Source organism: Streptomyces sp. NPDC048269, assembly GCF_040652395.1.
Classification (GTDB): Bacteria; Actinomycetota; Actinomycetes; order Streptomycetales; family Streptomycetaceae; genus Streptomyces.
Window position 1 is genome coordinate 24306 of the sequence record NZ_JBEZLW010000001.1, and the last position, 25156, is coordinate 49461.

The following is a 25156-nucleotide window of genomic DNA, read 5'->3' on the forward strand; positions in this document are numbered from 1 at the left end:
CCCGGGCCTGAGAGCCTTGTTGACAAGACGAGGCCGGCTCGCGTCCAGCAGTCTGGGCATGAGTGTTCGGAATCAGGTGCGGTTCTGTCTGCATGGGCCTCGAAGCGGTCCTGTTACTGCGGGACGGTCCGTCTGCGCCTTCCGGACGGTTTGCTGTTCGTTGTCCGAGCCGGTTGTGCGGATCACCTCTCAGTTCTGCCTTGAGCTTTCAGCTCTGACGCGGACCGAGGGCCGTGTGACTCGCTGGGGTTGCGAACGGCTGGTGTCCTGCGACAACGCCGTCCAGCTCGAGGAAGCCGCTACGCAGGCCTTCGAGGAGCATCCGGACGCGCCGGTCATCCGCAGCTTTCCGGGTCTCGCCGCACTGACCGGCGCCCGGGTTCTGGCGGAGATCGGCGACGACCGGACACGGTTCTCCAACGCCGGATCCCTAAAGGCCTACGCGGGAAGCGCCCCGGTCACCAGGGCCAGCGGCAAGAGCTGCAAGGTCATGAGCCGGAAGGTCAAGAACCAGCGACTCGCTGCCGTCGGCTACGTTTGGGCCTTCGTCTCTCTCACCCGGTCACCAGGCGCCAGAGCCCACTACGACCGCCGACGAGCAGCTGGCGACCGTCACGTCGCCGCACAGCGGAACCTCTTCAACCGCTTCATGGGCATGCTGTTCCACTGCCTCCAGAACGGCCACACCTACGACGAAGCCATCGCCTTCCCACACCCCGCAAGCGGGCCAACGACCGCAGCGGCTTGACGCTTATCCGCGTGGGATGTCTTGTCACCGCCGAGATGGTCCGGCCGGGTGCGGGGACGCCCGCCGCCGAGGCGGCCGACGCGGATACGTTCCATGACAGGGATGAGCTGCGGGGCGTCGCCCCACTGGCCCGGAGTGATCAGCAGGGCCAAGGGGCGGCGCCCGCCTTCCCCAGCCAGATGGATCTTGCAGGTGAGGCCGCCCCGGGAGCGTCCGAGTCCCTCGTCAGGGCGGTGCTGCCGGGGCGTGCGCCTTTTCCCGGCACCCGCGGGGACCTCCTACGAGCTCCGGCGGCGTGCTGGTGGGCCCGGCAGGTGGTGGAGTCCACAGACACCATGGACCAGTCGATGCGGCCTTCCGCGTCGGCGCCGGCCAGTACGGCTGCAAAGATCTTGTCCCACGTGCCGTCCGCCGACCAGCGTCTGTGCCGCTCATACACGGTCTTCCACTTGCCGAACCGCGTTAGGCAGATCCGCCACGGCACCCCGGTGCGCAGCCGGACGAAAATACCGTTGATCACCCTGCGATGACTCTCCCAGCGCCCGCCCCGCTGCCCGGATTTCGGCAGGTGCGGCTGCAGCCGCACCCACTCCTCGTCCATGAGATCTCCCCGCTCCATGAACATGCCAACGACTCAAGCCTGAGGGAGTCACATGATCCGCCGGACAGGCCCTAGGCGTCCAACGGCCGTGAGGCGCTCGAACTGGTCCGCGCCCACAGCGTCGACGTAGTCCTGCTGGACATCCAGATTCCCGTCACGAGTTCGAGGAGGCGTTGGAGTGTGCCCTCCAGGAGGGCGACTGACTCTTCTCACAGGCTCAGACAGTCGGCCCTCGGGCCTGCGAGCGCGGCGCTTCGGAGGCCCTTCGCCGGAGTGACGGGGCCCCACCGGCGCGCCAGGACGAGGTTCCTCGTCACTGAGCCGCCGTGCTTCGTCGCTCTGCCCTTGCTGCCTGTTCAGCATGGCGGCCCGGGACCGCCAGTCAATGTGTCCGGGATCGTCGCCACCGTACTGAGCCAGGAGGCGGCCGCACTTCTCCAGATCGTGCAACGCTGACTGGACCTGGTCCTCAGCGGCGCGGAGTTCGGCCCGTGCCGCCAGGAAGTAGGGGCGCAACCACTCTCGGGCGAGTTACGGAAGCGACGATCGTCGGCGATTCCGTGCGCCGCGGCCAGTTGGCCGTTCTCGATCAGGGGAGCAATCGCGGCGGCCGCCACGAACGGTGAGTAGGGGTGCGGGTTGGGCAGCAGTCCCAGCGCTGCCTCACCCGCGGCCAGGGCTGTGGGCAGATCGCCCACGTGAAAGCGGATATCGGCGAGTTCGGGGTGCGGCACCGCCCGCATGAGGAACGGCTGGCCCTTGAGGCCGAAGCCGACGATCGCTTCTGCCCATTGGCCTGCCAATTCGAGACGGCCGGCGTGCGGCGACCGCGGCGGTCACTACCGCGAGGACGGAGTGTCCCGATCGCCAGCGTGGCCGCCCAGAGCGTCCCACGCCCGGCGTCAAAGGCGCGTAGCGCCCGTTCGGCACAATTGGCCGCCTCCTCCACGCTCCCGGCCCCCGTGGACATCCGCAGGGCGTGGGCAAGGAGCATGCGCTCTCCGGGGGTGGCCCCGGACAGCGCGGCCGGTGCAGAGCATGCGGCGGGTTCTCAAACGGGAGGCCTGCAGCCACCGCAGATACGGCGCGCTGCCCCCCAGGCGGTGGGGCGCGTCGGTGTCCTGCGGTTCGGTCTCGGCGGCGAGGATGTCAAGCAGGTCCACTGCCCGGCGGGCCTGCCCGCACTGGACGACCGTCGCGGCCCATCACGTCGCGCCGCCGTAGGTGATGGCTTCCGCGACCAGTTCCGGATGCACGTACCGCCCCCCGGAATGCACGATGCGGATCGCCGCTGGCAGCTGTTCTGCTGACGCGGACTTCCATGCGACGCCCCGCGCCCCCACGGAGAGCGCCTGATTGAGCCGCCCTGACCGGCTGTCCCCCGTGATGATCACTATGCGGCAATCCGGCAGCCTTTCCCGGAGGGTCATGGCCGCTTCGACCCCGCCCGACCCCGGTTCGTCCACATCAAGAACTGCCACATCCGGGCGGTGGGCCTCCGCCATCGACAGTGTCTCCGGACCGGATTCCGCCTCTGCAACTACCCGCAGATCGCCCTCAAGGCCCAGCAGATCACTCAGGGTTCGACGGATTACGTGTCCGTCGACCGCGAGCAGCACGCGGATGACCCGATGCCTCGGTTGCCCGCTCATCCGGCCACCCGCTCCGGTACGAACGGCAGCACCGATGGTGCTGGGGCGGCACATGCCACGGTGATCAATGGGTATTTGAAGTGCATAGCAGCCAGCGTTACATCGGGTCCTCACGGCCCATATTGACGTTTGTCATCAAAAGGGGCTGCGGTTCGTGAGGTCTTCGCGAAGCTGATCAGTCGGTGGTCGGCCCGCTTCCGCCTGGGCGGTGCCGAACATCTGGGTCGCGGCAGGCCGCGCGTACAGCCTGCCCTTCCGGAGGAGTTCGGCGCGCGTGCCGGCGGACCGCACCTGGCCGTTCTCCAGGACGAGCATCCCGGGTGCGCCGGCCACCGTGGATAGGCGGTGAGCGATCACCGGACGTCAGTGGTGCGTGCGAGCCGCGCGATAACCTCGCGCAGCTCGCCTCACACGGCTGGTCCTCGATCTTCCAATCAACCTCGGTGTCCACAACGATCCCCCGCACCCCTCAGCACTCCTTCGTTTCGGGCGAAGGTCCTCAGCATCCCCGCACGCGCCCGGATCGAGGACCAGGACGGCCGTCGGATGGCGCCCTTGCCGTGGACCTCCAGGACGCCACAGGGAAAGTGCGAAGCAGTTACCAGATCCCGACGCTCAGCGGTCAGGCCCCCACCCTGAAGTACTGGTTCGCCGGCTGAGCCCCGGCCGGCGGGCAGCCCGTGCCACACGCCGTAGACACCTTGGGCCTCGCGCGACTACCCGCGGGATTCAGTGGGGCGGCGGTCCCTGCGTAGGTCGAGGGTGGCGCAGTGGAAGGAGCCTCCCAGCGCCTGGACATTGCGAAAGGGCAAGGCCAGCGGAGTCATGCCGTAGGAGACGAGCACCTCCTGGAGCTTTTCGTCCCGGGCCTCGGTGAGGAACCTGCTGGTGGTCGACCACCAGCAGGTTCATGCTGACCCAGGGGCTGGTCATGTAGAGCGGGGGGCTGTCACACGGTTCGGGGAGAGGGGCAGGGACCAGCTCCCATCCCTCCAGCGGAGAGCCGGCAAGCTGGGCGGGATCCAGCCTCTCCCGGTTGTACAGGGCCAGCCCCTCACGCAGCGGGCACAGCGTCGCGTCGATGTGCATGGCGTGCGGGTCATCCGGTTGGACCAGATGGACGCGGATGTCGGGGCCGAGCTGGGTGCGCAGGTGCGCGATGCCCGAGCGATTGCTGACGTGACTGAGCTGGCCCACGACGGTGCGAGGGCCCAGGCGAATGAAATCGGCGGCGTCCCAGGCTGGCCGGGCCTCCCCAATAACTCATTGGCTCGAGCGGGACGGGCCACTGGTGACGGGGTGTCGACGGCCAGGTCCACCGCCGACGGCAGCCAGTGCACTCCCGATTGGCGGAATTGTTGAAGGAGCGGCCCGTAGGCGAGCAGTTCGTGGCGGCGGCTGCGCCAGGCCATCGGTGCCTCGACGACACGGTTGCCATGACGAACAGCGAGTCGGGTGGCATGGCGGCGCAGTAGCCACCCAGGCCCGACCAGGGAACGCGACACGGCCGGTACACCACATAGGCCAGGCTCTCCAGTGTTTCCGCAAGGGCCTGGAGCTCCTGCTCCGCGGCCTCCACGATCCAGGAGGGAAAGGGGTGGCCGGGCCGGAACTCCGCCCAGTGCTCGCGGGGCATGGTGGCCTCGATCATGCGGGGGTCCTCGGCGGGGAACATTGCCCCAGGATCGTCAAACAGAAGATCGTCATACTCCTCACCGTCATGTGCCTGACGGTGGGGGCGCGAAGAGCGGCCGGCCTTCGCGGAGATCACGAAGGAGGTGGCGCCCTCCAGAAGCTGCAGCCGGAAATCCTGCTCCACCCCACGGCGGAGACGGACCCGAAGAAGCGGCGGGAGGCGCTGGAGCAGTTCGTCAAGACGTTCAAGGCGGCCAAGCCGGCCGTGGATTCGCTGCGCACCAAGCTGGAGCTGGCGGCGCGCGTCAGAGATCACGCACTGGAAGGAACTCCAGGGCGCGTACAACCTGACGGTCAACGACCTGCACACGTACTACGTGCTCGCCGGCGCCACGCCGGTCCTGGTCCACAATTCCAATGGACTGTGCAGCAGGCCGGCCGCCATCGCGAAGGCGACCGGCTATTCGGTGAAGCAGATCAATGATGCGATCCACAAGGTGAAGGCCCAGGGAGCGTGGCGCGGGATCGGCGGCAACATGAACCCGGACATGCTCATCGACCCCAAGACCGGAGAGGTGCACCCCCAGATGCCCGATGGCTCGCCGGGCGACAGCATCGGCAACATCTTCGACCACCTGCCGGGCCTGCCGTGATCGAGGACCTCGGCGACCGCTGGCGCATCGGACTGCGGGGCACCCCGGTGCTGGCCGTCTCCCGTACGGAGGCGGCCCTCGCGGTGACGTTCGCCGACGAGGTGGTGCTCGCGGTCGCCGGCCCCGTACTCCTGACGGACGGGCCGGCAACCGCTCCGGGAGCCGTAGCGGTTGCCGGTGAAGAGTGGGGCCGACTCGTCGGTGCCACCGTCCTGTCGGCGATCGTCTTCAAGTCCGGCTCCCTGCGCCTGGTGTTCAGTACGGGCCACCACCTGAACGTCCGGGGCGCGGAACCCGGGACGGAGGCGTCTCTGCAGAAGCCCGGAGTGTTCTGCTGGTCGTGCCGTCAGGGGGTCAGCGCCATGGAGACTCTCGGGGCGGAGGACTAGGAGCGATACTTCTTGGTCGGTGGGACAAAGCCGACGCCCACAACCGAGGCGCCCGCCGCGCCACCGCTGCAGTCTTCCGCCGGTACGCACTGAAACTGGCAGGAGAGCCGTACGACTCCACCGTCGCCGACATCGAGGCCCTCAACAAGGGGCCGGACGAGGCATCCGCGAAGGCCCCGCCAATACGTGTATTCGCCGGTCAGCAGCCATAGACATGGTCAAGTGCCGGGTGATTCCCAAGGTTATGGCGGGGGTTCGATTCCCGTCATCCGCTCTTCGAAGAAGGCCCAGGTCAGCGACCTGGCCTTCTTCGTTGCCAGACCTCTCAGCCCTCACCGCGCCCTCCTCGTACCCAACTCGCGGTACGCCTCGGCCGGAGGGCTCTCCGCGGACCACTTGCGCCACACGCGCGCAGGCGCGCCTCTCACGAGGAAGATCACGCGGCCGGGTTCCTGCTTGCGACATGTCCCAAAGTGAAGGGGCGTCGGGCATCGTCGAGGCCGGACCGGTTCGTTCAGTGGCCAGCCCCACATCGCACGCCGCTCTCGCGCGGTGGGTCGACCCCTTCGTCGACGTCCCTCGTCACCCGTTCCTGGAACCAAGCTGCCCAGAGGCCAAAGTTCCTGGATCGTCGATGTCAACTGTGATCTCGATCCCCGAGGTTGAGCTAAAGGTGGCCACGTTTCCGGACAGCTGGGTCCGATCAAATGGATTGGATTCCGTGAAGAAAATTGCCCAGATGAGCGCACGGTCAACAGTCAACCGCGCAATGAACCCCTCCGACCCGTACGACCCCTCGCCGCTCCACAGCAGCCCCTTACTCCCCACGTCTACTGAGACCAGCCCATCAACCGAAGAAACCCAAGAGGGATCGCTCTCCAGCATTTCATCAAGATCGAACGGGGCGAGCACCTTCAAACCGCTCGGCACGTCGGAGTCGAGGTCAACATCACAGGACCTCCCATCTGCAAAATGCAGGGCATCTCTGATGGGAAGCTGAAAATCTTCCCATAGGCGTTCGATCGTGGTCATTTTGGCTTACACTTCCCGTTGCGTATGTGCTGCGGCCTCTCCTGCAGTCCCGTTGGAGGGACCGGCTCGCCTAGTTCATTTCTATTCCGCCCGGAATTCATACACCTCCTGAATTGCTCCGCCCATGTTCGCCCGGTTGTCGAGTCAGGGTGAACCGCGTTCGGATCGACTCGCTCAATGATTACCGGCCTCCCCACTTCGCGCGCTGCATCCAGCCGACGGTTGTCGTATGACACCAGTTGGCCGTCTACTTCCATGGCCTTCAACGCTGTACCAGGGAGTCGCCAATCCCACTCCCCGGAGCGCATATTCTCCACGGACTCGTTCGGGGATACGGCGCGTTGGGAGAAGTTTATTTCGTCGGGATTGGCCATTCTGGCTCCCCGGCAAGCCCCAGGTGGTCAGCCCACTATGGGGGTTATGGTTACGAACATACGCCACTGCGTTGGGCGCTGGAATCAACCCGAGCGGGTCCGGTGTGCGCGGGCACCGTCCGGCCCCTCGCCGTGACGCGTAGTCCGGCCCAGGGCGTCGGTGACGGCGGTGACCTGGCCATGGGGGCCACGGCGCATGCGACTGGTGCGGCCCAGGGGGTCGGCCGTCTCTACCGGGAGACCGGCCGCGTCCGTGGTGATCCGGGTGGTGTGCCCCAGAGCGTCCGTGACGGAGGTGAGGTGGCCCGAACTGTTGTAGCCGTAGTGCGTGACGGCGCCGCTGGGGTCGGTGGTGGACGTGTGGGACCCACGGGCGTCGTAAGTGTGGCGCCACACCGCGCCGCCAGGCTCGCACGTCTCCAACGGCAGGCCGCGGTCGTCGTAGACGGTCTCGGCCACGGTGCCGTCGGGCCGCTCGCCTTCTGTCAGCAATCCCACGACCCGCAGGCTGCCCTGAAGGCGCTCCAAGAGATCATCCCCGAGCAGATGAAGAAGCCCGTCAGCGAGCGCACGGCCGCCAAGCCCAGCGCGCTTCGCTCGGCCCTCACCGGCCTTGCCGGCGCCCAATGTCTTGAGCGCCGGCCCGGCCGCGACCCTCTGACTGGAAACAGGGTCGATGGTCAGCCCGAGACCGACGCGACGTTCGCCGATCGTGATTCTCTCGGCTCGCCTCGGGGCCAAGAACTACTGCCGCGATAAGCCCTCGCTGGTCAGGCGTGCTCGTCCGATGGCTGCTGGGCAGGCTGGACCGACCCGCTTGGCGGCTCGTCGTTGCCTGCGTCCTCGTCGCGCTCCGCGTCGGCGGCTGTTGCATGGATCTTGCCCGACGCGTGATGGACCGGCGCGTATACGGCGTAGAGCTGCAGGGTCTCGTCACCGATGTTGGTGACGTTGTGCCAAGTGCCGGCGGGCACGAAGATTGCCCAGCCATCCTCGACCTCCCGGTCGAAGTCGAGTCGATCCTTCGTGCGGCCCATCTGGACGCGGCCCCGGCCTGCGTCGAGTCGTAGGAACTGGTCAGTCTCCGGGTTCGCCTCCAAGCCGATGTCCCCACCCACCGGGATCGACATGAGGGTCAACTGAAGGTACTTCCCAGACCAGGCGACCGCGCGATAGTTCGTGTTCTCGAGCGTCGCCTTCTCAAGGTCGAAGCTTTGAGGTTCCGGCCCGATGTCCTTGATGGTCATACTTCTCTCCCGGTCAACGAAGGCGGTACGCGGTACACGGTCGCGGTCTTGCGCCAGCCCACGTCAGCATTCTCAGAGCCCTATGCTTTTCTGGCCACAAGCACGCGAGCCGCCACCGCACAAACGGCCGCGCCCCGTTGCCACATTCCGCCGTGCGTCCGGTCGTGTAGTCGACCGGGTTCATGCAGTCGATGACAGCCTTGCCGGCCAGGCGCCGACGGACACCTCCATGATCGAGTGCCCGTCCCCGCACTCCAGCACGATCCGCGACCGCTGAGCCAGAGCCTGGGCCGTTGTACGACGACGCACCCAGCCCTCCAGCACAGCCCGCTGGGCATCGGTTACCGACATTGGCGGAATCTTCGGACCAGGACGACTCCTGCCGACCTAACGCCAAACCTCAGACCCAGGTCACTGGTAGGGCTTGGTTGGATTCCGCGGCAGTCGACGCGCTCGGGGCGGGCGGACGGTTGCCGCGATACCGCCGTGAGCCGCTGAGTTGCGGGGGCGTCGGCCGCCGATCTGGGCCACCATCATGGGGGGCGTGTGTTCGTCGTCGGAGATCGTCCGGACCAGACCGTGGAGTGTTCCCGAACCGCCTCGTGCCGTGATGACCAGGTGATTCGACACCGCGCCCGACTCCACGTCCGTCGGGCCGGTCCAGATCGACACCACACTCGGCGCCGCGTGCGAGCGCTTCGCGACACATCAGGTTGATCCCGCTCCCCTCTCGGACATCTCGGCAGTCGTGAAGATCCGGTCCAGGTGATGGCGGAGCACCGCGATCGCCGACTCCGGACTCCGCTGGCCCACGAGGATGCTGGTACCCATGGTCGCTGCCATCGCGAGGAGGCTGATCGCCTCCGTGCGCGCGTCGGCGTCCGGGTCGGCCAGGCCGGCCCCCTGCGCCTGCTCGAGGAGTTCGGTCAGGGCGTTCTCCGCGGCGTCGGGGTTGTCGATGAAGGGCTGAGCAGCCAGCGCCCCGTCGGTCACGGACAGGATCGCGTAGGAGCTGTACAGCAGGTGGAAGGTACGGCTCTCCTCGTCGGTCGGAAGCGAGGCCAACAGCAGCGCCTCCACCGTGGCGCGCGGGCCCGGGTCCGGGCCGGCGGCGGCCAAGCGGGCACCCACCCTCGCGGTGAAGCGGTCGGTCAGGTGCCGGAGGCCGTAGAAGAGCAGCCTCTCTTTGGTCTCGAAGTAGTACTGCACGAGCCGGAGCGACACACCGGCCTCTGCGGCCACGTCGCGCATGCCGACGGCATGCAGCCCCCGCCGCCCCGCGACCTGGATGAGCGCCTCGGCGATCTGGGCGCGCCGCTCCTCGTGATCCACGCGCTTCGGCATGTTCCCGCATCTCCGCCCGTTGATGGTGGGTTCGCGCTCCGCTGCCCGAACCCCTTCATGATACCGATGTACCACACTGGTGATACGGTCGTACCACGAAGAACGGATCTTCACAGGAGGTGCCGCCGTGCCCGAGAACACCACCCGCGTACGCCGCGATGTCGGCCGCTACGTCAACGACACCCTGCGCGACCGATACTTCGCCGCCGCCGATGTCCTCTACGCGATGGGGGCGCCCATCCGCTCCGAGACGGACGTCGAGACCAGCTTCGGCACCACGCACGTCTACCGGTACGGCCCCACGGGCCCCGCGGCCGAGTCCCGTACGCCGATCGTCCTGATCCACGGCGCCGGCTACAGCTCGGCGATGTGGTACCCCAACACCCCCGGGCTCAGCCTCGACCGCCCCGTCTACGCCCTCGACACCCCGGGCGACGCGAACCGCAGTATCCACCGCGAGCCCATGTGGCAGCCCGAGCGCGCCGCCCAGTGGATGGACGAGGCCCTCGACGCGCTCGGCCTCGACAGGGTCCACCTCGTCGGCTCCTCCTACGGCGGCTGGCTCGTCCTCAACCAGGCCCACCGGCGGCCCGGACGGCTCGCCTCGGTCACCGCCCTCGACCCCGGCGGCCTGGAGAAGGTCGGCCTGCGCTTCTTCGCCTGGGTCTTCGTGAGCCTGTTCGCCACCCTCGCCCCAAAGGCACTGCGCCCCCGGCTCGCCAAGTGGCTGGATCAGCCGGTCATCGCCGTCCCCGAGATGCGCAAGTGGATCCAGCTCGGCGCCCGCGCGTACCGGATCCGCCGCCCCGCACCCCTTCCGTTGGCCGAGGACGCGCTGCGGTCCATTCGGACTCCGCTGTACTTGATCATGGGCAAGCACAGCCTGCTCGTGCACCCCAATCGGCAGCTGGAGCGCGTACCGAGGTTGGTACCGGGTGCCCGCGCCGAGATCATCTCCGCGACCGGGCACGGCCCGCAGATCGATCACCCGGAAGTGGTCAACGCCCGGATGCTCTCCTTCATGGAGGACGTTGACTCCCTCGACCCTGCTGCGGTCGACGCATAGGGCTACGGCAGGGAGAAACAGCTCCGGCGGGTCCCGCTCCGTGCCACAACGTGCCGGTAGGGGCGGTGAACAGCGGTCAACACGGGTCCGCAGAAGCAGCCGGGACAGATCCGCTACCCAACATTCCCGCAGGTCAGGGGGCATATGCACGCCCAAGTGCCGAGCGATTCCCAAGCTTGTAGCGCGGGTTCGATTCCCGTCATCCGCTCTTGAGAGAAGGCCCAGGTCAGCGACCTGGGCCTTCTTCGTTGTCTGGACCTCTCAGGCCCTTCCGTGCCCTTCGCGTGCCTCGCCGAGCTGCCGCCCACATTGCGCGGGCTCTCCGAACCCGCCCGCAGGGCTCACATTCCGGCTGACGGCCCACGTCGTAGCTGGTGAACGCCCTTGTTGCCGAAACGCTGCACTCGGGGTGAATCAATATCTGTGCCCGCGGTCTGAGAGTTCATTGGGCCCCACGGGGAGAGTTTTTGCCGCATCGAATACGGTGGGGATATTTAACGCACACAAGCCACTGAGGCGTGCTACTGTCGATCTCGGTTGCAGTTTTGGTACCCAAAAACTTCAAGCGCCTCCAGTCGGCCTCCGCGCCGCATTCGAGCGCTTTATATTTCCGGGCTATTTTCCGGCGGGGCATCATCGCGGCGACACGGTATCCGCATGGTGCGGATGCTGGTGTACTGCCCCAAAGGAGATATGACATGGCTGCTGGCACCGTGAAGTGGTTCAACGCGGCAAAGGGTTTCGGCTTCATCGAGCAGGACGGTGGCGGCGCTGACGTGTTCGCCCACTTCTCGAACATTGCCGCCCAGGGCTTCCGCGAGCTGCTGGAGGGCCAGAAGGTCACCTTCGACATCGCGCAGGGCCAGAAGGGCCCGACGGCCGAGAACATCGTTCCCGCCTGACGCTGACGCGCATTTCGTAGCTGGGGCCCGCATCCCTCGGGGTGCGGGCCCCAGCTGCAAGCATTTCCCGCAGTGGTGTCACCTGCGGGAGGAAATATTCAGGGTTGCAGCCTCCGCAGAGTTGCACCCAAATTGGTTTCTCTGGATTTGCGTCCGTATGACGCCACCCCATCTCAGCGCCTGTGCCCCTGCAGATTTCCTGCAGGCCAGATTCGCTTTCGCATTCCATTCGGCCCGTTCTTGTGATTCCCTGCGCCGCGTTTTCGCTGCGGGAATTCCTTGATACGTGCCGTATCAAGGAAGGTTCTGAATGAACCCCACACGTACGAACGACCGTTCCGCTCGCACCCGCAGCCGCACCGGTGGCCCCGCTTTCGCCACTGGCGCTGGTTCGGGTCGGGGAAGCCGCTTCGGCTCGTCCACCCCGAGCCGTTCCGGAAGCCCGAACCGCTCGGGCGGCTTCGGCCGACGGCCCGCTGCGGTCCAGGGCGAGTTCGCCCTGCCGAAGACCATCACTCCCGCGCTGCCCGCCGTCGAGGCCTTCGCCGATCTCGACATGCCCGGGGAGCTGCTGGCCGCCCTCGGCGCGCAGGGCGTGAGCGTGCCCTTCCCCATCCAGGGCGCCACCCTGCCCAACACCCTCGCGGGCCGTGACGTCCTGGGCCGTGGACGCACGGGCTCCGGCAAGACCCTGGCGTTCGGTCTCGCGCTGCTGGCCCGCACCGCCGGGCAGCGCGCCGAGCCCCGCCAGCCCCTCGCCCTGATCCTGGTCCCGACGCGTGAGCTGGCGCAGCAGGTGACCGACGCCCTCACCCCGTACGCCCGCGCCGTGAAACTGCGCCTGACCACGGTCGTCGGCGGCATGTCGATCGGCAAGCAGGCCGGCGCGCTGCGCGGCGGCGCGGAGGTCGTCGTGGCCACGCCGGGCCGTTTGAAGGACCTCATCGACCGGGGTGAATGCCGGCTGAACCAGGTCGCGATCACCGTCCTCGACGAAGCCGACCAGATGGCCGACATGGGCTTCATGCCCCAGGTCACCGCCCTCCTGGACCAGGTGCGCCCCGAGGGTCAGCGGATGCTGTTCTCCGCGACCCTGGACCGCAACGTCGACCTGCTGGTGCGTCGCTACCTGACCGACCCGGTCGTGCACTCGGTGGACCCGTCGGCCGGTGCGGTGACGACGATGGAGCACCACATCCTGCACATCCACGGCGCCGACAAGCAGCGGATGACGACGGAGATCGCGGCGCGCGAAGGCCGGGTGATGATGTTCCTGGACACCAAGCACGCAGTGGACCGCCTCACCCAGGACCTCCTCAACAGTGGGGTCCGTGCCGTCGCCCTCCACGGAGGTAAGTCCCAGCCCCAGCGCACCCGTACGCTGGCCCAGTTCAAAACCGGACACGTCACCGTGCTGGTCGCCACCAACGTCGCCGCCCGCGGCATCCATGTCGACAACCTCGACCTCGTCGTCAACGTGGACCCGCCGACCGACCACAAGGACTACCTCCACCGCGGCGGGCGCACCGCCCGCGCGGGCGAGTCCGGCAGCGTCGTCACCCTGGTCACCGCCAACCAGCGCCGCGACATGACCCGCCTCATGGCCGCCGCAGGGATCGTCCCCCAGACCACCCAGGTCCGCTCCGGCGAGGAAGCACTGAACCGGATCACTGGAGCCCAGGCACCCTCCGGCATCCCCGTCACCATCACGGCTCCGGTGTCCGAGCGGCCCAAGCGCGGCACGGCCTCCCGCGGTCGACGCAGCCCCGTATCGGCTGCCCGGCGCGTCAGCGTGCGGCAGTCCGCCTTCGACGCGGCGGCCTGACAACCACGTGATCAGAAAACTGACCCATCTCTGCAGGAGGTACGTTTTGACGCTGGTCCAGACGCAGCCCCGCTCGGTGAGTGCCAACCCTGTGGCCCAGAACGTGGACAACGCCATGGAGGCGGCCGGGCCACAGGTCTGTGACGACATGACGGTCGAGGTGGCCCTGTCCGTCATGGCCAGTGCCCGCGCCGGACATCTGCTCGTCCGCGACGAGGACGGCCTGTGCACCGGACTGGTCACCCAGGCCCGGCTCGCCGCCGTCCGCGACAGTGACGCGTACACGGACCGGGTCCGGCTGCGTGACGTTCTCGGCGACCGCGGGCCGGTCACCTCGCCCTTGACCACGATGGCCGAAGCCGAGCACGCGATGCGCTACCGCCGGCTCGACGCCCTGCCCGTCGTCGATGAGCAAGGCAGCGCTCTGGGCGTCCTCGCCCTTGCCCGCTGAACCGCCTCACCGCGGCACGACCGTCCCCTTCTTCCCTGTGAGGCAACATGCGCTGTGTCATCGCCCGCTTCCCGTTCGACCTGACCAAGAGCGGCGTCCTGGAATCGATGAAGGGCATCAAGCCCGAGCAGGTCGTCGGCGAGTCCGTGATCATCGGGCGCCGTACCTACCCCGTCAAGCAGGTCGGCCAGGTCATCACCCGCCAGGACCGCCGTGACTTCAGCGCCGGTGAAGTCCTGCGGGCCATGACCCAGCTCGGGTTCACCTGCCGCGGCCTCTCCAAGGCCGCAGCCCCCACGCGCGTCCTCAGCCCGCTCCAGAAGGCAGCCGCAATGCTCGGGCACCCCGTTACCGTCTGACCGGCGGGACCGGCGCGAGCGGACACCCGAACAGCTAGGAGGGCCCGACCGGCACGTGCCGGTCGGGCCCTCCTGCGTACCGACGGGTTTCTCTACGCGGCGCTGGGTCAGTGGTCGGAGTAGCTGAAGTCGCCCACGGTCCAGGCACTGACATCCGCGATCGAGACTCGATACATCCCACCCGTCTCCGGGATCCCCACCGTGCCCTGGAGGATGCGGGCCACATGGAAGTGCAGATGGGTGGGCGGCCCGTCCCGGCGGGTCGTGGCGGTGAAGATGGCGGAGAACTCGGCCAGGCGGGCCGAGTCCGTCAGGACCTCTGACACCCGCTGCCTCCACACGGCTTCGGGAGCCAGCCGACCGGTGATGACAGCACCGCTGGTGACCACGGTCAGGGACATCTGGTTGCTCTGCCCGGACTCCACCAGGGTGGCGACATCAACGAGCAGCTGGTCAGGCTTCGACATGAGAGCCGATTCTATTCACCGGCCTTTCCGCCCGCTCCAGCGGTCGCGCTACCAGGCGAGAAGGGCACTCACCGTCTTCCCGCCGGAGGCCCGACGGAGTGACCGCGGTCGCTCGGGCGAGTCTGCTGACCATGGGCCAGCCGAACCCCCCGTGCCGCCGTCCATGTCAGGGCTGCGCATGCGCGGCGCGTGTGGGCTGGGGTCGTGGACGGCCACCTCAATGCCCTCCGCGTGGGCCGTCAGTTCCAAGGTGCAGGTACCTCCGCCATGGCGCAGGGCGTTCGTGACGAGCTCGGACACGACCAAGACCACGGTGTCCGCGGCTTCTGCGGCCTCGCCGGTTGCCGCAGACGATCCAGGAAGGCTCGCGCCGCATCGCGTGCATCTGCAACAACCGCCGCGGAACGATTCATTGCGACGCTCTCAGCCATCGTGTTCATCAGGGTCACCCTGGTCTGGATCGTGCGCGCCCGACCTTGCCTACCTGATCCCTGTGCCCCGACCCTCCGCGCGCCAACCCGGCTCAGGTCTCCAAGAGCGGGTCGAAGAGGCGTCAGAGTACGACGCCAATCGGCGAGGCCCGGATCCGTCACGCGCTCGGCTGCGGCCCTCCCGAGCGCCTGACCTGCAATGCAGGCTCCTCAGGGCATGCTGGGCTGACGCGAACGTCTAGCTGTCCTCAGCGCGCCGGAAAATCTGTGTCGGCCGGAGTAGACATTGAGCTGTGGCGTGGTTATGGTTTCTCTCGTAGCCCGGAGAGACAGCAGGGCCTGGCAGAGACGAACTGCCGGGCAGCAGTACCCGCAGTTGCAGTGCGCAGGACGGTGCGGTGGTGGAGTTCCGAAGCCAGAGCGGTTGCAGGACGGCGACGGGACTGACGACCGGACCGGGTGGCCCGCAGTGATCAGGGGCCGCCACAAGCAGTACCGCGGTTAACGCAGTGGCAGTACTCGTAGTAAGCGCAGTTCGCAGTACCAGCAGTGAAGTCAGTGAGCAGCACCTCGGTGAAGGCGTCGGCTGCGGGCGCGCGCACCGGGAAGTTCGGCAGTGGGGTTCTAAGCCAGAGCAGATGCAGGATGGGCGACGGGGCTGGCTGCCGAAGAGTGGCGCTGGGTGAGGCCACCAGAAGTACAAGCAGTTCGCTGTATCAGCAGTACGCAGTTCCCGTTTGGCAAGTGATTGATCCAGAGGGAAGAACGGAGGAGCCGAGCACCATCAGGATCGCCCGGGCAGAAGTCTGAGCCCGGGTACCGCAGGACATCGATAGTGAGGTGGTCTCCGGTCAAGCAACCGCGATCCCCGCACTCCCGGCAGCATCTTGGCCGGGTCGGCGGACACAGAAGGCCGGCGCAGGACTGGGGCCGGCAGATGGTGTAGTAGTTCCTTCGGGGCCCTGGTGCCATATGGCACCAGGGCCCCTCCACGCGTTCCATGAGAGAGGTGCAATGACAGCAGACGACTCGTACGGCCGTCTCGACGACGACGACTATCCCGCGTACACGATGGGCCGGGCCGCCGAGATGCTCGGCACCACCCAAGGCTTCCTCCGCGCCATCGGCGAAGCCCGCCTCATCACCCCGCTCCGCTCCGCGGGCGGACACCGCCGCTACTCCCGCTACCAGCTGCGCATCGCAGCCCGCGCCCGCGAACTCGTCGACCAGGGCACCCCCATCGAGGCCGCCTGCCGCATCGTCATCCTCGAAGACCAGCTCGAAGAAGCCCAGCGCATCAACGCCGAATACCGCCGCGCCGCCGGACCCTCCGACCCGTCGGCCTCGGCCTGAGGTGAGTGTGCCCGTCGGTATCGGCGGGCCAGTGCCCATGGATCGTTTGCTGCCGTGACGGGGCGTGCAGGTGTACCGCATTTGCGGCTTCTCCCTCCGCCGCCACCCTCCAGCACCGTGAGCCAGAACCAGCTGCCAGCGGCGTGCCTACCCTGCACAAGCTGAGGGGCGACGAGCGCACCACGCAACGCTTCGGTCGTCATCACCGTAGTCAATAGGCGACGAGGAAGATGGCGATGTAGTGCGCGGTGAAGGCTGCCACGGTCAAGGCGTGGAACACCTCGTGGTAGCCGAACCAGCGGGGTGAGGGGTCGGGGCGCTGGAGGGCGTAGACAACCGCGCCAGCGCTGTAGAGGAGGCCGCCGGTCACGATCAAGGCGAGTACGGCCGCCCCGCCACTGTGCAGGAAGTCGGACAGGTAACGCACCGGTGCCCAGCCCAGCGCCAGGTAGCAGGGGGTGTACAGCCAGCGGGGAGCTCCGACCCACAGGACGCGGAAGGCGATGCCCGCCAGCGCGCCCGGCCACACGATCCACAGGAGGACGGACCGCTGGTCAGGGGTGAGAAGGAGCACGGCCAGCGGGGTGCAGGTGCCTGCGATGATCAGGAAGATGTTGGCGTGGTCGAGGCGGCGCAGAACGGCCTCGCCCAGTGGCCCCCAGGTGCCGAGGTGGTAGACGGCACTCGTCCCGAACAGCAGCCAGGCGGTGACGGAGTACACGCTGCAGGCCAGAGCGGCCTGCGGTGTCCCTGCCAGGCAGATGAGGACGATGCCCGCCGCCAGCGATGCGGGGACCATTCCGGCGTGAAGCCAGCCTCGTAGCTTCGGCTTGATCGGCTCCACCAGATCGGCCGCTCGCTCGACCATGTCGGCAACGAGGTGGGAGTCCTCGCGCCCTCCAACCGTTGGGGCGGAATGAACACGACCGGCTTCGGCTTCGTCTCGGGACACTGCTTCCCGTCCTGACTCGGACTGCTGGGCATCACTGGCAACCATGTGTTCATGCTAGGAGCCTGCCCGGAGCCGGCAAACCCGGAGGTCTGCCGACAGACTGCCAGACCGGCTTCGCCTGACGTGGCCGGTTCAGCCGCCTCATGGTTCCGGTCCTGGCGGTCTGTCACCAACTGGGGCCGTGGAAGTCGTGTAATTCGACGGGCCATGGGAACGATCAGGGCTCCCGAACGGGTCTCTCCGCTCTCCTACGTTCAAGGATCGCCGATGCTTCCCGAGTTCCGCTCCCACGCATCCGTCCCCCTGTCCCATCAGCTGGAACAGCGACTGGGACTGGACCCACGCCTCGAAGCCGGCCGCATCGATGTGGAGCGCGTCGCGGACATCGCCGTCGTCGCATCGGCCCACTCCGACGGATACGCGGCCACCGCGCACCTCCTCACCGATCCCTTGTCGCGTGCAGCGCGCCCTCGGGCGTCAATGCCCCCGGCGACCTCCCGCTGACGTTCGTCGTCGGAGTGCTGGTAATTCGTCGCCACCTTCTCCGAGGACTGGCCGGCGCGGACCATCGTGTCCTTCAGCGGCCCCCGACTGCGTCGACAGGGTGTGGCCGGTGTGGCGTAGCTCGTAGAAGCGGAAGTCCTCCGGCAGGCCGACCTTGGCGCGGGCCTTGGCCCACTTCCGGCCGAAGGTCGTGCGCCGGAACGGCGCCCCCTTCTCCCCTATGAACACCAGCCCGTCGGGCTCCCTCCGCGAACCAGTCCAGGTGCCGCTTGACCTCATCCGGCGGATCTCGTCCTGAATGGTGATGGTCGGCCGGTCGCCGATAGCCGTGTCGAGCGCCCAGACCCAGCTCAGGGCCACACGGGTCTCCTGCTAGACGACGTCACAGTTGACGTCATCTCCTCGGCTTCGCCCGCTGCGGTGTTGCAGCCGTTCGATTCCCGTCATCCGCTCCACGACAAAGCCCCGGGTCAACGACCCGGGGCCGTCGTGACGGAACAGGAGCCGCCTGAAACGAACACGCCAAGGGGCCCGGCACACGTGACGTGGGCCGGGCCCCTTGGCGCGCAGTTCAGTTCAAGTGATGGGTGTCGTTGAGGGCCTGGACCGTGGCGGTGCCGTCCTCGTCGTACGTCACCGTCGACAGGGAGGCTGCTGCGACTTCCATGCGGAACAAACTGTGTGGTGGGGCCTCGAGTGCGAGGCGGAGCAGGGTCCTGAGTGGTCCGACGTGAGAGACGACCAGAACCGTGGCGCCGGCGTACTGGGCCATGAGGCCGTCCCGTACGGCGGCGACCCGGCGGGTGACCTGTTGCATGGTCTCGCCTTCACCCGAGGGGGGACTCTCGGGCGAGGCGCACCATGCGCGCAGGTCGTCCGGGTAGCGTTCGCGGACCTCGCTGAAGGTCAGGCCCTCCCAGGCGCCGAAGTCCGCTTCGCGCAGGTCCCGGTCGACCTGGACGCTCAGGCCAAGGCGCCCGGCCACGGAATGAGCGGTCTCCCGGCAGCGCCGCATCGGTGACGTGACGACCGCCTCGATGTCGCCGCGGTGGGCGAGGGCGTCCGCTGTCGCCTGGGCTTGGCGGCGTCCCACCGGTGAGAGTCCCGGGTTGGATCCTCCGCTGCCGGAGAGCCGCCGATGCGGGGTGAGCAGGGTTTCGCCGTGCCGCAGCAGTACGAGCGTCGTCACGTCACTCACTTCGCGGTCTGCGCGAAGTGGTCGCGTACGGCGTCGGTCTGCTTCTCCATCACGTCGATGATGGCCTCGACCACGTTCAGGTCGGCGTCCTCGGCGATCTCCAGGATCCGTGACCACTCGAAGAAGCTGCGGGCCGGGTCGTTGGTGATGTGGCGTACGCGGATGGTGGCCTCGTAGCTCTCGACCCCGCTGGTGGGGGCGATGGCCCGGTAGGACTGGGACTTCTCGATTTCGTTGCGGGCGGCGATCTCCTGCTGGACGAGGCCGCCGTTGAGCGTGAGCTTGAAGTCGTAGCGGGCCGGGACCGTGTCGACCGAGCCTCCTTCCGTCCAGGTGACGTCGGTGTGGATGTCCAGGTCGCCCGGGGACACGATCTCCAGGATCTGCATGGCGTCGCGGACGGTCGCCCACACGGTGTCCGGGTCGGCCTCGAGGATGGTGGAGTGGTACATGGTGTGCTTGCGCTGGATCGGCACGGGGTGCTCCTTCTTCTGGTGAATGACGCGGCCGGTCTTGGCGACCCACGCGTCGAACGGTGGAGTGCGGTTGTGGAGGCCGAGCTGTCCGACCGGCCACCGCGGCGCCCTCGCGGTCGGCGGCCGAGATGTGCCGGTCGCCGCGCGCCCACGTGGTTATCGCGTGGACTCCGGGGACTCGCTCTTGGCGATGAGGTGGTTACCGAGGATCAGATAGTCGATCTCGGTGCCCATGAAGCAGTTCAGGGCGTCGGTGGGGGTGCAGACGATGGGTTCGCCGGCGACGTTGAACGAGGTGTTGATCAGGCAGGGGGTGCCGGTGAGTTCGATGAACTTCCGCAGCAGCGCCGTAAGCCGTGGGGTGCCCTCGTCCGTCAGGGTCTGGATGCGGGAGGTGCCGTCCACGTGGACGGCGCCGGGGATGCGGTCCTTGTATTCGTCGCGGACGGGGAAGACGAATGTCATGTACGGGGAACTGGTCTTACGCCCCATGGCGAAGATTTCCGGCGCCTGCTCCTCCAGGACAAGCGGAGCGAACGGGCGGAAGGGCTCGCGGTGCTTGACCCGGGTATTGATGATGTCCTTGATGTCGCTGAAGCCGGGGTTGGCGAGGATGCTGCGATGCCCCAGCGCGCGCGGCCCGTGCTCGATGCGGCCTTCGAACCAGCCGATGACGACCTTCTCCGTCAGCAGCTTCGCCACGTGCTCGATGACCTCGTCGTCCTCCAGGCGTGAGACGACGACGCGGCCGGTGAAACCCTCGAGGGCCTCCTCGATCGCGGCCTCGTCGTAGGCCGGGCCCAGATAGGGGGTGACGGGTGCGGCGGCGGCGCGGATGTCGGCGGGGCCGGTGCGGGGGTGGCCCAGCCAGGCGTGGGCTGCGGCTCCGATGGTGATGCCGGTGTCGGAGGCGCCGAAGCTGACCTGCATGTCCTCGAAGCGGGAGCCCTCGAACATCGGGGTGTTGTTCAGGCAGTTCAGGGCGACGCCGCCCTCGAACAACAGCCGGTCGAGATCCGTCCTCTTCTCCAGGTGGCGGACCTGGTGGGCGGTGGCGACGTTCAGCATCTGCTGCGCGGCGGCGGCGACGCGGGACGTGTATTCGAGGGTGTCCTCGAAGGGTCCGAAGTACTCCTCGAACAGGGCGTCGTGACTGTGGAGGTCGTCGGTCCGAAGGGGCTTGGTGAAGGTGTAGCGGCCGTCGTCGTGCAGCCTCAGAAGGTTGTCGACGAACGGGTTCGGAGTCGGGGGTTCGGCGTATCCGGCCAGGCCCATCACCTTGTACTCGTCGTTGTTGGGGACGAAACCGAGGAAGCGGGTGATGGAGGAGAACAGGGTGCCGATGGAGTACTGGGCGCCGGTGACGGTGTCGTCGAAGACGGTGATCCGGCCGTCGCGGATCTCGCCCGTCAAGGTCGAGAAGCGTTCGGCGCGGCCGTCGCTGACGAGGAACGCGGAGTCCTTCATGCCGGCGAGGTAGTAGCCGGTCGTGGCGTGGGCCAGGTGGTGAGGGACGAAGCGGACCTTGGCGGGGTCGGGGCGGTGTCCGGTGCGGGCTTCGAAGTCCGCGAGGATCGCCTCGTGGCTGACGACCTGCTCGAACAGGTCGGTCATGCTGCCCATGAGGCTGGTCTTCGTGGCCTCCGGCCCCGGCGAGGTGCGGATGCCGTCCAGGATCTCGTCCAGCACCTGGGTGGACCAGTTCCAGGGGAAGGCGAACAGGTCGACGTCATCGAACGTGATCCCGGCTTCCTTCAGGCACCAGTCGATCGCGTTCGTGGGGAAGTCGGTGGTCTTCTTCTCCCGGTTGAGGCGTTCTTCCTCTACCGCGGCGACCAGGCGGCCGTCGATCAGGAGTGCGGCGGCGGCGTCGTGGCCCAAGAGGTAATGCTTGTTGATGCCGGTCGCACCGAAGCGTTCGGAGAAGAACTCCGACACCCGGCTGAAACCATTACATCCAAGAACAATCACGGCATTCTTTCCTGTTATGGGGCTACTTGACGATCAGCAGGTCGCGGAGCTTCTCCCCGGCCGCGGGTGCCTGGCACAGGCCCGCACCGGTGAATCCGGCCGCGTACAGGAATCGGCGGGCGGGGTGTTCCCCGATAACGGCGGTGTTGTCGGGGCCGGCGTCGAAGTCGCCGCTCCACGCGCGGTGCAAGCCGATGCCGTCCAAGGCGGGGAACAGGGTGCCGAGATGGCCGGCGATGCGGCCGAGCCAGGCTTCGCGTGTTTCCCCGGCCTTGGGTGCGCCCATGGCGAGGAGGATGCGGTCCTTCCATGAACGGATCCGCAGGCCGGACGTGGCGTGCATCGTCATGGGCATCTCGCGGTGCGGCGAGGGCGGGACGTCGGTGAACAGCATCTCCATCGCGCGGGGTGTCATCGGCAGGTCGACCGATGCCATGGATGCCACCTCGCCGGACCAGGGCCCGGCCGTGCACACGATGCTGTCCGCCTTGATGCTGCCCCGCGGGGTGTGGATGGTGTTGTCGTCGTCGATGCGTGTGACGGGTGTGTGGGTGAACAGGCGGGCGCCGTGATTGCGGGCGCCGGCGGCATAGCCGCGGACGATGTCGAGACCCTCTACGTGGTAGGCCTCAGGAGACCAGGCGGCGGCCAGGACGGCGCGCTCGTTGATCAGCGGGTTGAGTTCGGACGCTTCGCGGGCACTGATCAGGCCGACTTGGACGCCGGAGGCCTGCTGGGCTTGCTGGCCGGCCTCGAATTCGGCGATCTGCTGTTCGTCGGTGAACAGCACCATGAACCCGAGCCGCCTCAGGGCGAGGGGGGTTGCGGTGTGGCGGGCGAAGTCGTGGTAGGCGTTCAGGCTGCGCACGGCCATTTGCCCGGTGTCGGGGTTGCCGGGGAAGTAGGTGCGGACCATGCCCGCGGTGTGCGCGGATGCCCCGCCGCCGAGGCCTCCGCGTTCCAGCAGCACGGTGTTCACGCCGGCTTCGGCGAGGTGGTAGGCGGCGGAGGTTCCGATCACTCCCCCGCCGATGACGACGGCGTCAGCGCGGGCAGGCAGGGCGCTCAAGGTCTTCTCCTCTGGTGTGGGTTCAGGTGGCGGGGCTGAGTGCCGGTGTCGCCATCTCCTCGGCGAACTCCGCCGCGGGCATGGCCACGCGCCTTCCTGGGGAGTGTCGTCAAAGCAGCGTCGGCCGCCCGGAGGGCGGGGCCGGCGGGGCCTGGTGCGTACGATCGCAAGGCGGAGGAGGGAATCGACGCGGCGGGGACATCGCCCAGCGGTAGCTGGGGGACGTCGCTGACCGACGACAACGCGCGAGCGTGCGTGCCAGGCCCCGCCGGCCGGACGGGACTTCGACGACACGACCTAGGCGCCCTGCTGGCGCAGGTGGTCTCCGGTATCCCACGGGTACAGCTGGAGGTTCCAGCCGCCGAGGCAGTTGACGTAGAGGGCCATCTGGCTGGTGACGGCGTAGAAGTCGTCACGGTCGAGGCGGTCGAGGACCTCGAGGAAGCGCTGGGTGAACGCCCACAGCTTCTCCAGGCCACAGTAGCCCAGGAACTCGGCGGGGACGCCGACCAGGAGGCGGGCCATGTGGACGAGGGAGTCCATGGACATGTCCTGGACGGCGGCGCGGACGAGTCCGCCGTAGGCCGCGTAACCCAGGGGCCGCGTCTCGCCGTTGACGAACAGCAGCGTGGGAAGGACGGTGCCGAAGTTGCCTGCCTGGGAGGGGATGATGCCCTGGTGGAGCTCTTCCAGCTCGGCCGGCGGTTCGAGCCAGACCTTCTCGGTCTCGGCGACGATGTCGGCGATCAGGCGGCTGGCGTCCGTGTTGGCGGCGTGGAGCATCGGGATGCGGTGGCCGCCCGGCTCGCCCGCGCGGCGGACTTCGGCGCGGATCTGCTTCTTCGTGGAGTAGACGGCGTCCCAGATCGCGGCCCCGGCTTCCAGCAGGGCGGGCATGTCCGCCTCACGGATCTGGCCAACGGGGGTGGCGGGCATCGGCTCCGTCAGGGCGCCGTACTTGATGCCGAGGTGCTGCAAGCCGGAGCAGAACACGGTGCCGTTGGGGGCCTCGCGCCGGTCGGGTATACGCGTGGCGTGGGGAGTGTGCAGCAGGGTGGGTATCGGCGCTACGTGGTAGAGGTGTTCGCCCGCGATGAGGGCGTGTCCCTGGAGGCTCTGGTAGGGCAGGGACTCCCACAGTGCGTCGGCGAGTGCCGGGTTGCGGTCGTCAAGGTCGGCGGTGACGGTGATGCCTAAGTCGGCCCACGAGATTTCGATCTGACGGCCAGGCTGCTTCTCGGACAAGGCTTTCCCCGTTCGTTGGTTCGGCTTGTCCGAGGAGTACATCGCCAACAGGCTTGTTTCAGCCAGGAGTTGAAACCATGAAACCTTGATCAGCCTGAGATCCGCACTTCGTGTGTTTCTACGAAACCGCAGCTCAGGTGGTCTGGTGTGCGGCGGCTTCCTGGTTCCCCCGGACGCTCAGTGGCTACCAGCTGGCGTGGAGCCGGCCGGGAGCGCGCAGGGCGGTGTTGCGCGGCCAGGTGTCGGGGTGGCAGTGGTCCGGGTGGGTGAGGGTGAGGCCGGGGCAGGCGTTCGCGACTGCCGTCAGTGCGTGGTGGGCGAGGTTGGCATTCGCCGCGGCCCGCGGAAGCGAGCAGGAGCAGCAGGCGCGCTCCTGCCGGGATCGGCGTTCCGGACAGGCGGACTTCGCGGGTGGTGCTGCGTAGCCAGCCGGCCAGGGGCGGGTCATGGCGGAGGGTCTCCGCCACGGCTTCGGGCCAGCGGCCGGTGCGGTGGACTTCCTCGAACGTGCCGGTGGTCAGCAGGCGGTAGAGGGTGTTGGCCAGCAGGCGCGGAGTGATCTCCGCGTTGGTGATCAGCACTTCCATCAGGGTGAAGGCAACCTCGCGGGTGGTGAAGGGCTTTCCGCCGGCGTCCTGGTGGGTGAGCCAGCCGGAGATCAGGTCGTCCCCGCCGGCGGTACGGGAGCGTTGCTCGGCCAGGGTGAGGCAGTAGGCGAAGAGGTCGCCCAGCGCGTGCGCGGCGGCAACCTGCGCGGCGTCGTCGAGGTGCCCCCAGACCAGGTGGGAGAGGGCAGCGGCCCGGTCCAGGACGGCGGGCTGGTCCTCGGCCGGGATGGCGGCGAGGCGGCCGAGGACGGCGGTCGCGAGGGGGCGGGCCCAGTCCTCGACGAGGTCACCGGTACGGTCGGCGCGCGCGGCCAGTCCGTGTGCCGCGCGGGCGGTCTCCTCCCGCAGCAGGATGTCCAGGTCGTTCGCACGACGGTCGGTGGCGGGGAAGACGGTGGTCATCTGGCGGCGGTACCGCGCATGCCCGGGGGGATCCAGGGAGGAGAGGACCGGCAACGCGCCACTGCTCTCCAGGACGGCCTGCGCCGGGGCATCGAGCACCGCGCGCTTCTCACGCGTGTCGGGCGGGTTCGATTCCCGTCGGCCGCTCGTGCGGGAAGGCCCGGGTCAGCGACCCGGGCCCTCCCCGTAGTCCAACTTGCCC

Annotated in this window: 21 protein-coding genes, 1 tRNA gene and 6 pseudogenes; 11 read left to right on the plus strand and 17 right to left on the minus strand. The window is 67.8% G+C overall.

Going from position 1 to position 25156, the window contains the following annotated elements; all coding sequences use genetic code 11:
• Window positions 1-307 precede the first annotated feature (307 nt).
• Window positions 308-748: pseudogene (locus tag AB0D48_RS00135) on the plus strand (transposase); the annotation flags it as partial.
• Between the two features lie 20 nt (window positions 749-768).
• Here AB0D48_RS00135 and AB0D48_RS00140 read toward each other — a convergent pair.
• A pseudogene (locus AB0D48_RS00140) lies at window positions 769-1367 on the minus strand (IS5 family transposase); the annotation flags it as partial.
• A gap of 57 nt (window positions 1368-1424) precedes the next feature.
• Between AB0D48_RS00140 and AB0D48_RS00145 the strand changes: the two are divergent.
• Window positions 1425-1505, plus strand: a pseudogene (locus tag AB0D48_RS00145) (DNA-binding response regulator); the annotation flags it as partial.
• Between the two features lie 200 nt (window positions 1506-1705).
• Here AB0D48_RS00145 and AB0D48_RS00150 read toward each other — a convergent pair.
• Entirely contained in the window at window positions 1706-2152 is a 447-nt protein-coding gene (locus AB0D48_RS00150) for a hypothetical protein (protein ID WP_362389322.1), read from the minus strand.
• Window positions 2153-2554: 402 nt separating this feature from the next.
• Complete coding sequence (locus AB0D48_RS00155; RefSeq protein WP_362389323.1) at window positions 2555-2968, minus strand: response regulator; 414 nt, start codon at window positions 2966-2968, stop codon at window positions 2555-2557.
• Window positions 2969-4779: 1811 nt separating this feature from the next.
• Between AB0D48_RS00155 and AB0D48_RS00160 the strand changes: the two genes are divergently transcribed.
• The gene (locus AB0D48_RS00160) at window positions 4780-5289 is read left to right on the plus strand and encodes a hypothetical protein (RefSeq protein ID WP_362389324.1); all 510 of its coding nucleotides are present in this window, start codon (window positions 4780-4782) and stop codon (window positions 5287-5289) included.
• A complete protein-coding gene (locus AB0D48_RS00165) occupies window positions 5286-5678 on the plus strand; it encodes a DUF6188 family protein (protein ID WP_362389325.1) in 393 nt (130 codons plus the stop codon). The genes AB0D48_RS00160 and AB0D48_RS00165 overlap by 4 nt, the downstream gene beginning before the upstream one ends.
• 582 nt (window positions 5679-6260) lie before the next feature.
• Here AB0D48_RS00165 and AB0D48_RS00170 read toward each other — a convergent pair.
• The 4 genes from AB0D48_RS00170 to AB0D48_RS00185 all read right to left on the minus strand — a co-directional run bounded on the left by AB0D48_RS00170 (window position 6261) and on the right by AB0D48_RS00185 (window position 9675).
• Entirely contained in the window at window positions 6261-6710 is a 450-nt protein-coding gene (locus tag AB0D48_RS00170) for a hypothetical protein (RefSeq protein WP_362389326.1), read from the minus strand.
• A 458-nt stretch (window positions 6711-7168) separates the two neighbouring features.
• Complete coding sequence (locus AB0D48_RS00175) at window positions 7169-7582, minus strand: hypothetical protein (RefSeq protein WP_362389327.1); 414 nt, start codon at window positions 7580-7582, stop codon at window positions 7169-7171.
• A gap of 272 nt (window positions 7583-7854) precedes the next feature.
• Window positions 7855-8331, minus strand: a complete 477-nt coding sequence (locus AB0D48_RS00180; RefSeq protein ID WP_362389328.1) for a cupin domain-containing protein — start codon at window positions 8329-8331, stop codon at window positions 7855-7857.
• A 708-nt stretch (window positions 8332-9039) separates the two neighbouring features.
• Window positions 9040-9675: a TetR/AcrR family transcriptional regulator gene (locus tag AB0D48_RS00185; RefSeq protein WP_362389329.1), complete on the minus strand. Its 636-nt coding sequence runs from the start codon at window positions 9673-9675 to the stop codon at window positions 9040-9042.
• A gap of 127 nt (window positions 9676-9802) precedes the next feature.
• On the opposite strand from AB0D48_RS00185, the gene AB0D48_RS00190 reads away from it, so the two are divergent.
• From AB0D48_RS00190 to AB0D48_RS00210, 5 genes are all read left to right on the plus strand, one after another.
• Entirely contained in the window at window positions 9803-10741 is a 939-nt protein-coding gene (locus AB0D48_RS00190; RefSeq protein ID WP_362389330.1) for an alpha/beta hydrolase, read from the plus strand.
• A 698-nt stretch (window positions 10742-11439) separates the two neighbouring features.
• Window positions 11440-11643: a cold-shock protein gene (locus tag AB0D48_RS00195; protein ID WP_361312641.1), complete on the plus strand. Its 204-nt coding sequence runs from the start codon at window positions 11440-11442 to the stop codon at window positions 11641-11643.
• A 310-nt stretch (window positions 11644-11953) separates the two neighbouring features.
• On the plus strand, window positions 11954-13468 hold the full coding sequence (locus tag AB0D48_RS00200) for a DEAD/DEAH box helicase (protein WP_362389331.1): 1515 nt from the start codon (window positions 11954-11956) through the stop codon (window positions 13466-13468).
• A gap of 46 nt (window positions 13469-13514) precedes the next feature.
• Window positions 13515-13919, plus strand: coding sequence for a CBS domain-containing protein (locus AB0D48_RS00205; protein ID WP_362389332.1), 405 nt, complete (start codon window positions 13515-13517; stop codon window positions 13917-13919).
• A gap of 47 nt (window positions 13920-13966) precedes the next feature.
• Complete coding sequence (locus AB0D48_RS00210) at window positions 13967-14278, plus strand: SCO5918 family protein (protein WP_362389333.1); 312 nt, start codon at window positions 13967-13969, stop codon at window positions 14276-14278.
• Window positions 14279-14385: 107 nt separating this feature from the next.
• On the opposite strand, the gene AB0D48_RS00215 is transcribed toward AB0D48_RS00210, so the two are convergent.
• A complete protein-coding gene (locus tag AB0D48_RS00215; RefSeq protein ID WP_053687739.1) occupies window positions 14386-14745 on the minus strand; it encodes a hypothetical protein in 360 nt (119 codons plus the stop codon).
• A gap of 48 nt (window positions 14746-14793) precedes the next feature.
• Window positions 14794-15185: pseudogene (locus AB0D48_RS00220) on the minus strand (ATP-binding protein).
• A 1005-nt stretch (window positions 15186-16190) separates the two neighbouring features.
• On the opposite strand from AB0D48_RS00220, the gene AB0D48_RS00225 reads away from it, so the two are divergent.
• A complete protein-coding gene (locus AB0D48_RS00225) occupies window positions 16191-16529 on the plus strand; it encodes a MerR family transcriptional regulator (protein WP_362389334.1) in 339 nt (112 codons plus the stop codon).
• Window positions 16530-16740: 211 nt separating this feature from the next.
• Here the strand turns inward: AB0D48_RS00225 and AB0D48_RS00230 are convergent, their stop codons facing one another.
• The 8 genes and pseudogenes from AB0D48_RS00230 to AB0D48_RS00265 form a co-directional block, all read right to left on the minus strand.
• Window positions 16741-17526 carry a hemolysin III family protein gene (locus AB0D48_RS00230; protein WP_362389335.1) on the minus strand — a complete coding sequence of 262 codons (786 nt, stop codon included), beginning with the start codon at window positions 17524-17526 and terminating at the stop codon, window positions 16741-16743.
• A gap of 266 nt (window positions 17527-17792) precedes the next feature.
• Window positions 17793-18262: pseudogene (locus tag AB0D48_RS00235) on the minus strand (hypothetical protein); the annotation flags it as partial.
• 294 nt (window positions 18263-18556) lie between these two features.
• A pseudogene (locus AB0D48_RS00240) lies at window positions 18557-19168 on the minus strand (histidine phosphatase family protein); the annotation flags it as partial.
• 11 nt (window positions 19169-19179) lie between these two features.
• Complete coding sequence (locus AB0D48_RS00245; RefSeq protein ID WP_362389336.1) at window positions 19180-19659, minus strand: SRPBCC family protein; 480 nt, start codon at window positions 19657-19659, stop codon at window positions 19180-19182.
• A 156-nt stretch (window positions 19660-19815) separates the two neighbouring features.
• On the minus strand, window positions 19816-21597 hold the full coding sequence (locus AB0D48_RS00250) for a carbamoyltransferase C-terminal domain-containing protein (RefSeq protein ID WP_362389337.1): 1782 nt from the start codon (window positions 21595-21597) through the stop codon (window positions 19816-19818).
• Window positions 21598-21652: 55 nt separating this feature from the next.
• A complete protein-coding gene (locus AB0D48_RS00255) occupies window positions 21653-22699 on the minus strand; it encodes an FAD-dependent oxidoreductase (protein ID WP_362389338.1) in 1047 nt (348 codons plus the stop codon).
• Window positions 22700-22996: 297 nt separating this feature from the next.
• On the minus strand, window positions 22997-23944 hold the full coding sequence (locus AB0D48_RS00260; RefSeq protein WP_362389339.1) for a hypothetical protein: 948 nt from the start codon (window positions 23942-23944) through the stop codon (window positions 22997-22999).
• Window positions 23945-24033: 89 nt separating this feature from the next.
• A complete protein-coding gene (locus AB0D48_RS00265; RefSeq protein WP_362389340.1) occupies window positions 24034-25053 on the minus strand; it encodes a hypothetical protein in 1020 nt (339 codons plus the stop codon).
• On the opposite strand from AB0D48_RS00265, the gene AB0D48_RS00270 reads away from it, so the two are divergent.
• Window positions 25035-25101, plus strand: a tRNA-Glu gene (locus AB0D48_RS00270). The two genes, AB0D48_RS00265 and AB0D48_RS00270, sit on opposite strands and share 19 nt — an antisense overlap.
• Window positions 25102-25156 lie beyond the last annotated feature (55 nt).

What these genes read in the sequence shown, in the direction of transcription:
- AB0D48_RS00170 (WP_362389326.1), bottom strand. Translation starts at nt 6,710, where the DNA reads ATGACCACGATCGAACGCCTATGGGAAGATTTTCAGCTTCCCATCAGA.
- AB0D48_RS00180 (WP_362389328.1), bottom strand. Translation starts at nt 8,331, where the DNA reads ATGACCATCAAGGACATCGGGCCGGAACCTCAAAGCTTCGACCTTGAG.
- AB0D48_RS00185 (WP_362389329.1), bottom strand. Translation starts at nt 9,675, where the DNA reads ATGCCGAAGCGCGTGGATCACGAGGAGCGGCGCGCCCAGATCGCCGAG.
- AB0D48_RS00195 (WP_361312641.1), top strand. Translation starts at nt 11,440, where the DNA reads ATGGCTGCTGGCACCGTGAAGTGGTTCAACGCGGCAAAGGGTTTCGGC.
- AB0D48_RS00200 (WP_362389331.1), top strand. Translation starts at nt 11,954, where the DNA reads ATGAACCCCACACGTACGAACGACCGTTCCGCTCGCACCCGCAGCCGC.
- AB0D48_RS00210 (WP_362389333.1), top strand. Translation starts at nt 13,967, where the DNA reads ATGCGCTGTGTCATCGCCCGCTTCCCGTTCGACCTGACCAAGAGCGGC.
- AB0D48_RS00215 (WP_053687739.1), bottom strand. Translation starts at nt 14,745, where the DNA reads ATGTCGAAGCCTGACCAGCTGCTCGTTGATGTCGCCACCCTGGTGGAG.
- AB0D48_RS00225 (WP_362389334.1), top strand. Translation starts at nt 16,191, where the DNA reads ATGACAGCAGACGACTCGTACGGCCGTCTCGACGACGACGACTATCCC.
- AB0D48_RS00230 (WP_362389335.1), bottom strand. Translation starts at nt 17,526, where the DNA reads ATGGTTGCCAGTGATGCCCAGCAGTCCGAGTCAGGACGGGAAGCAGTG.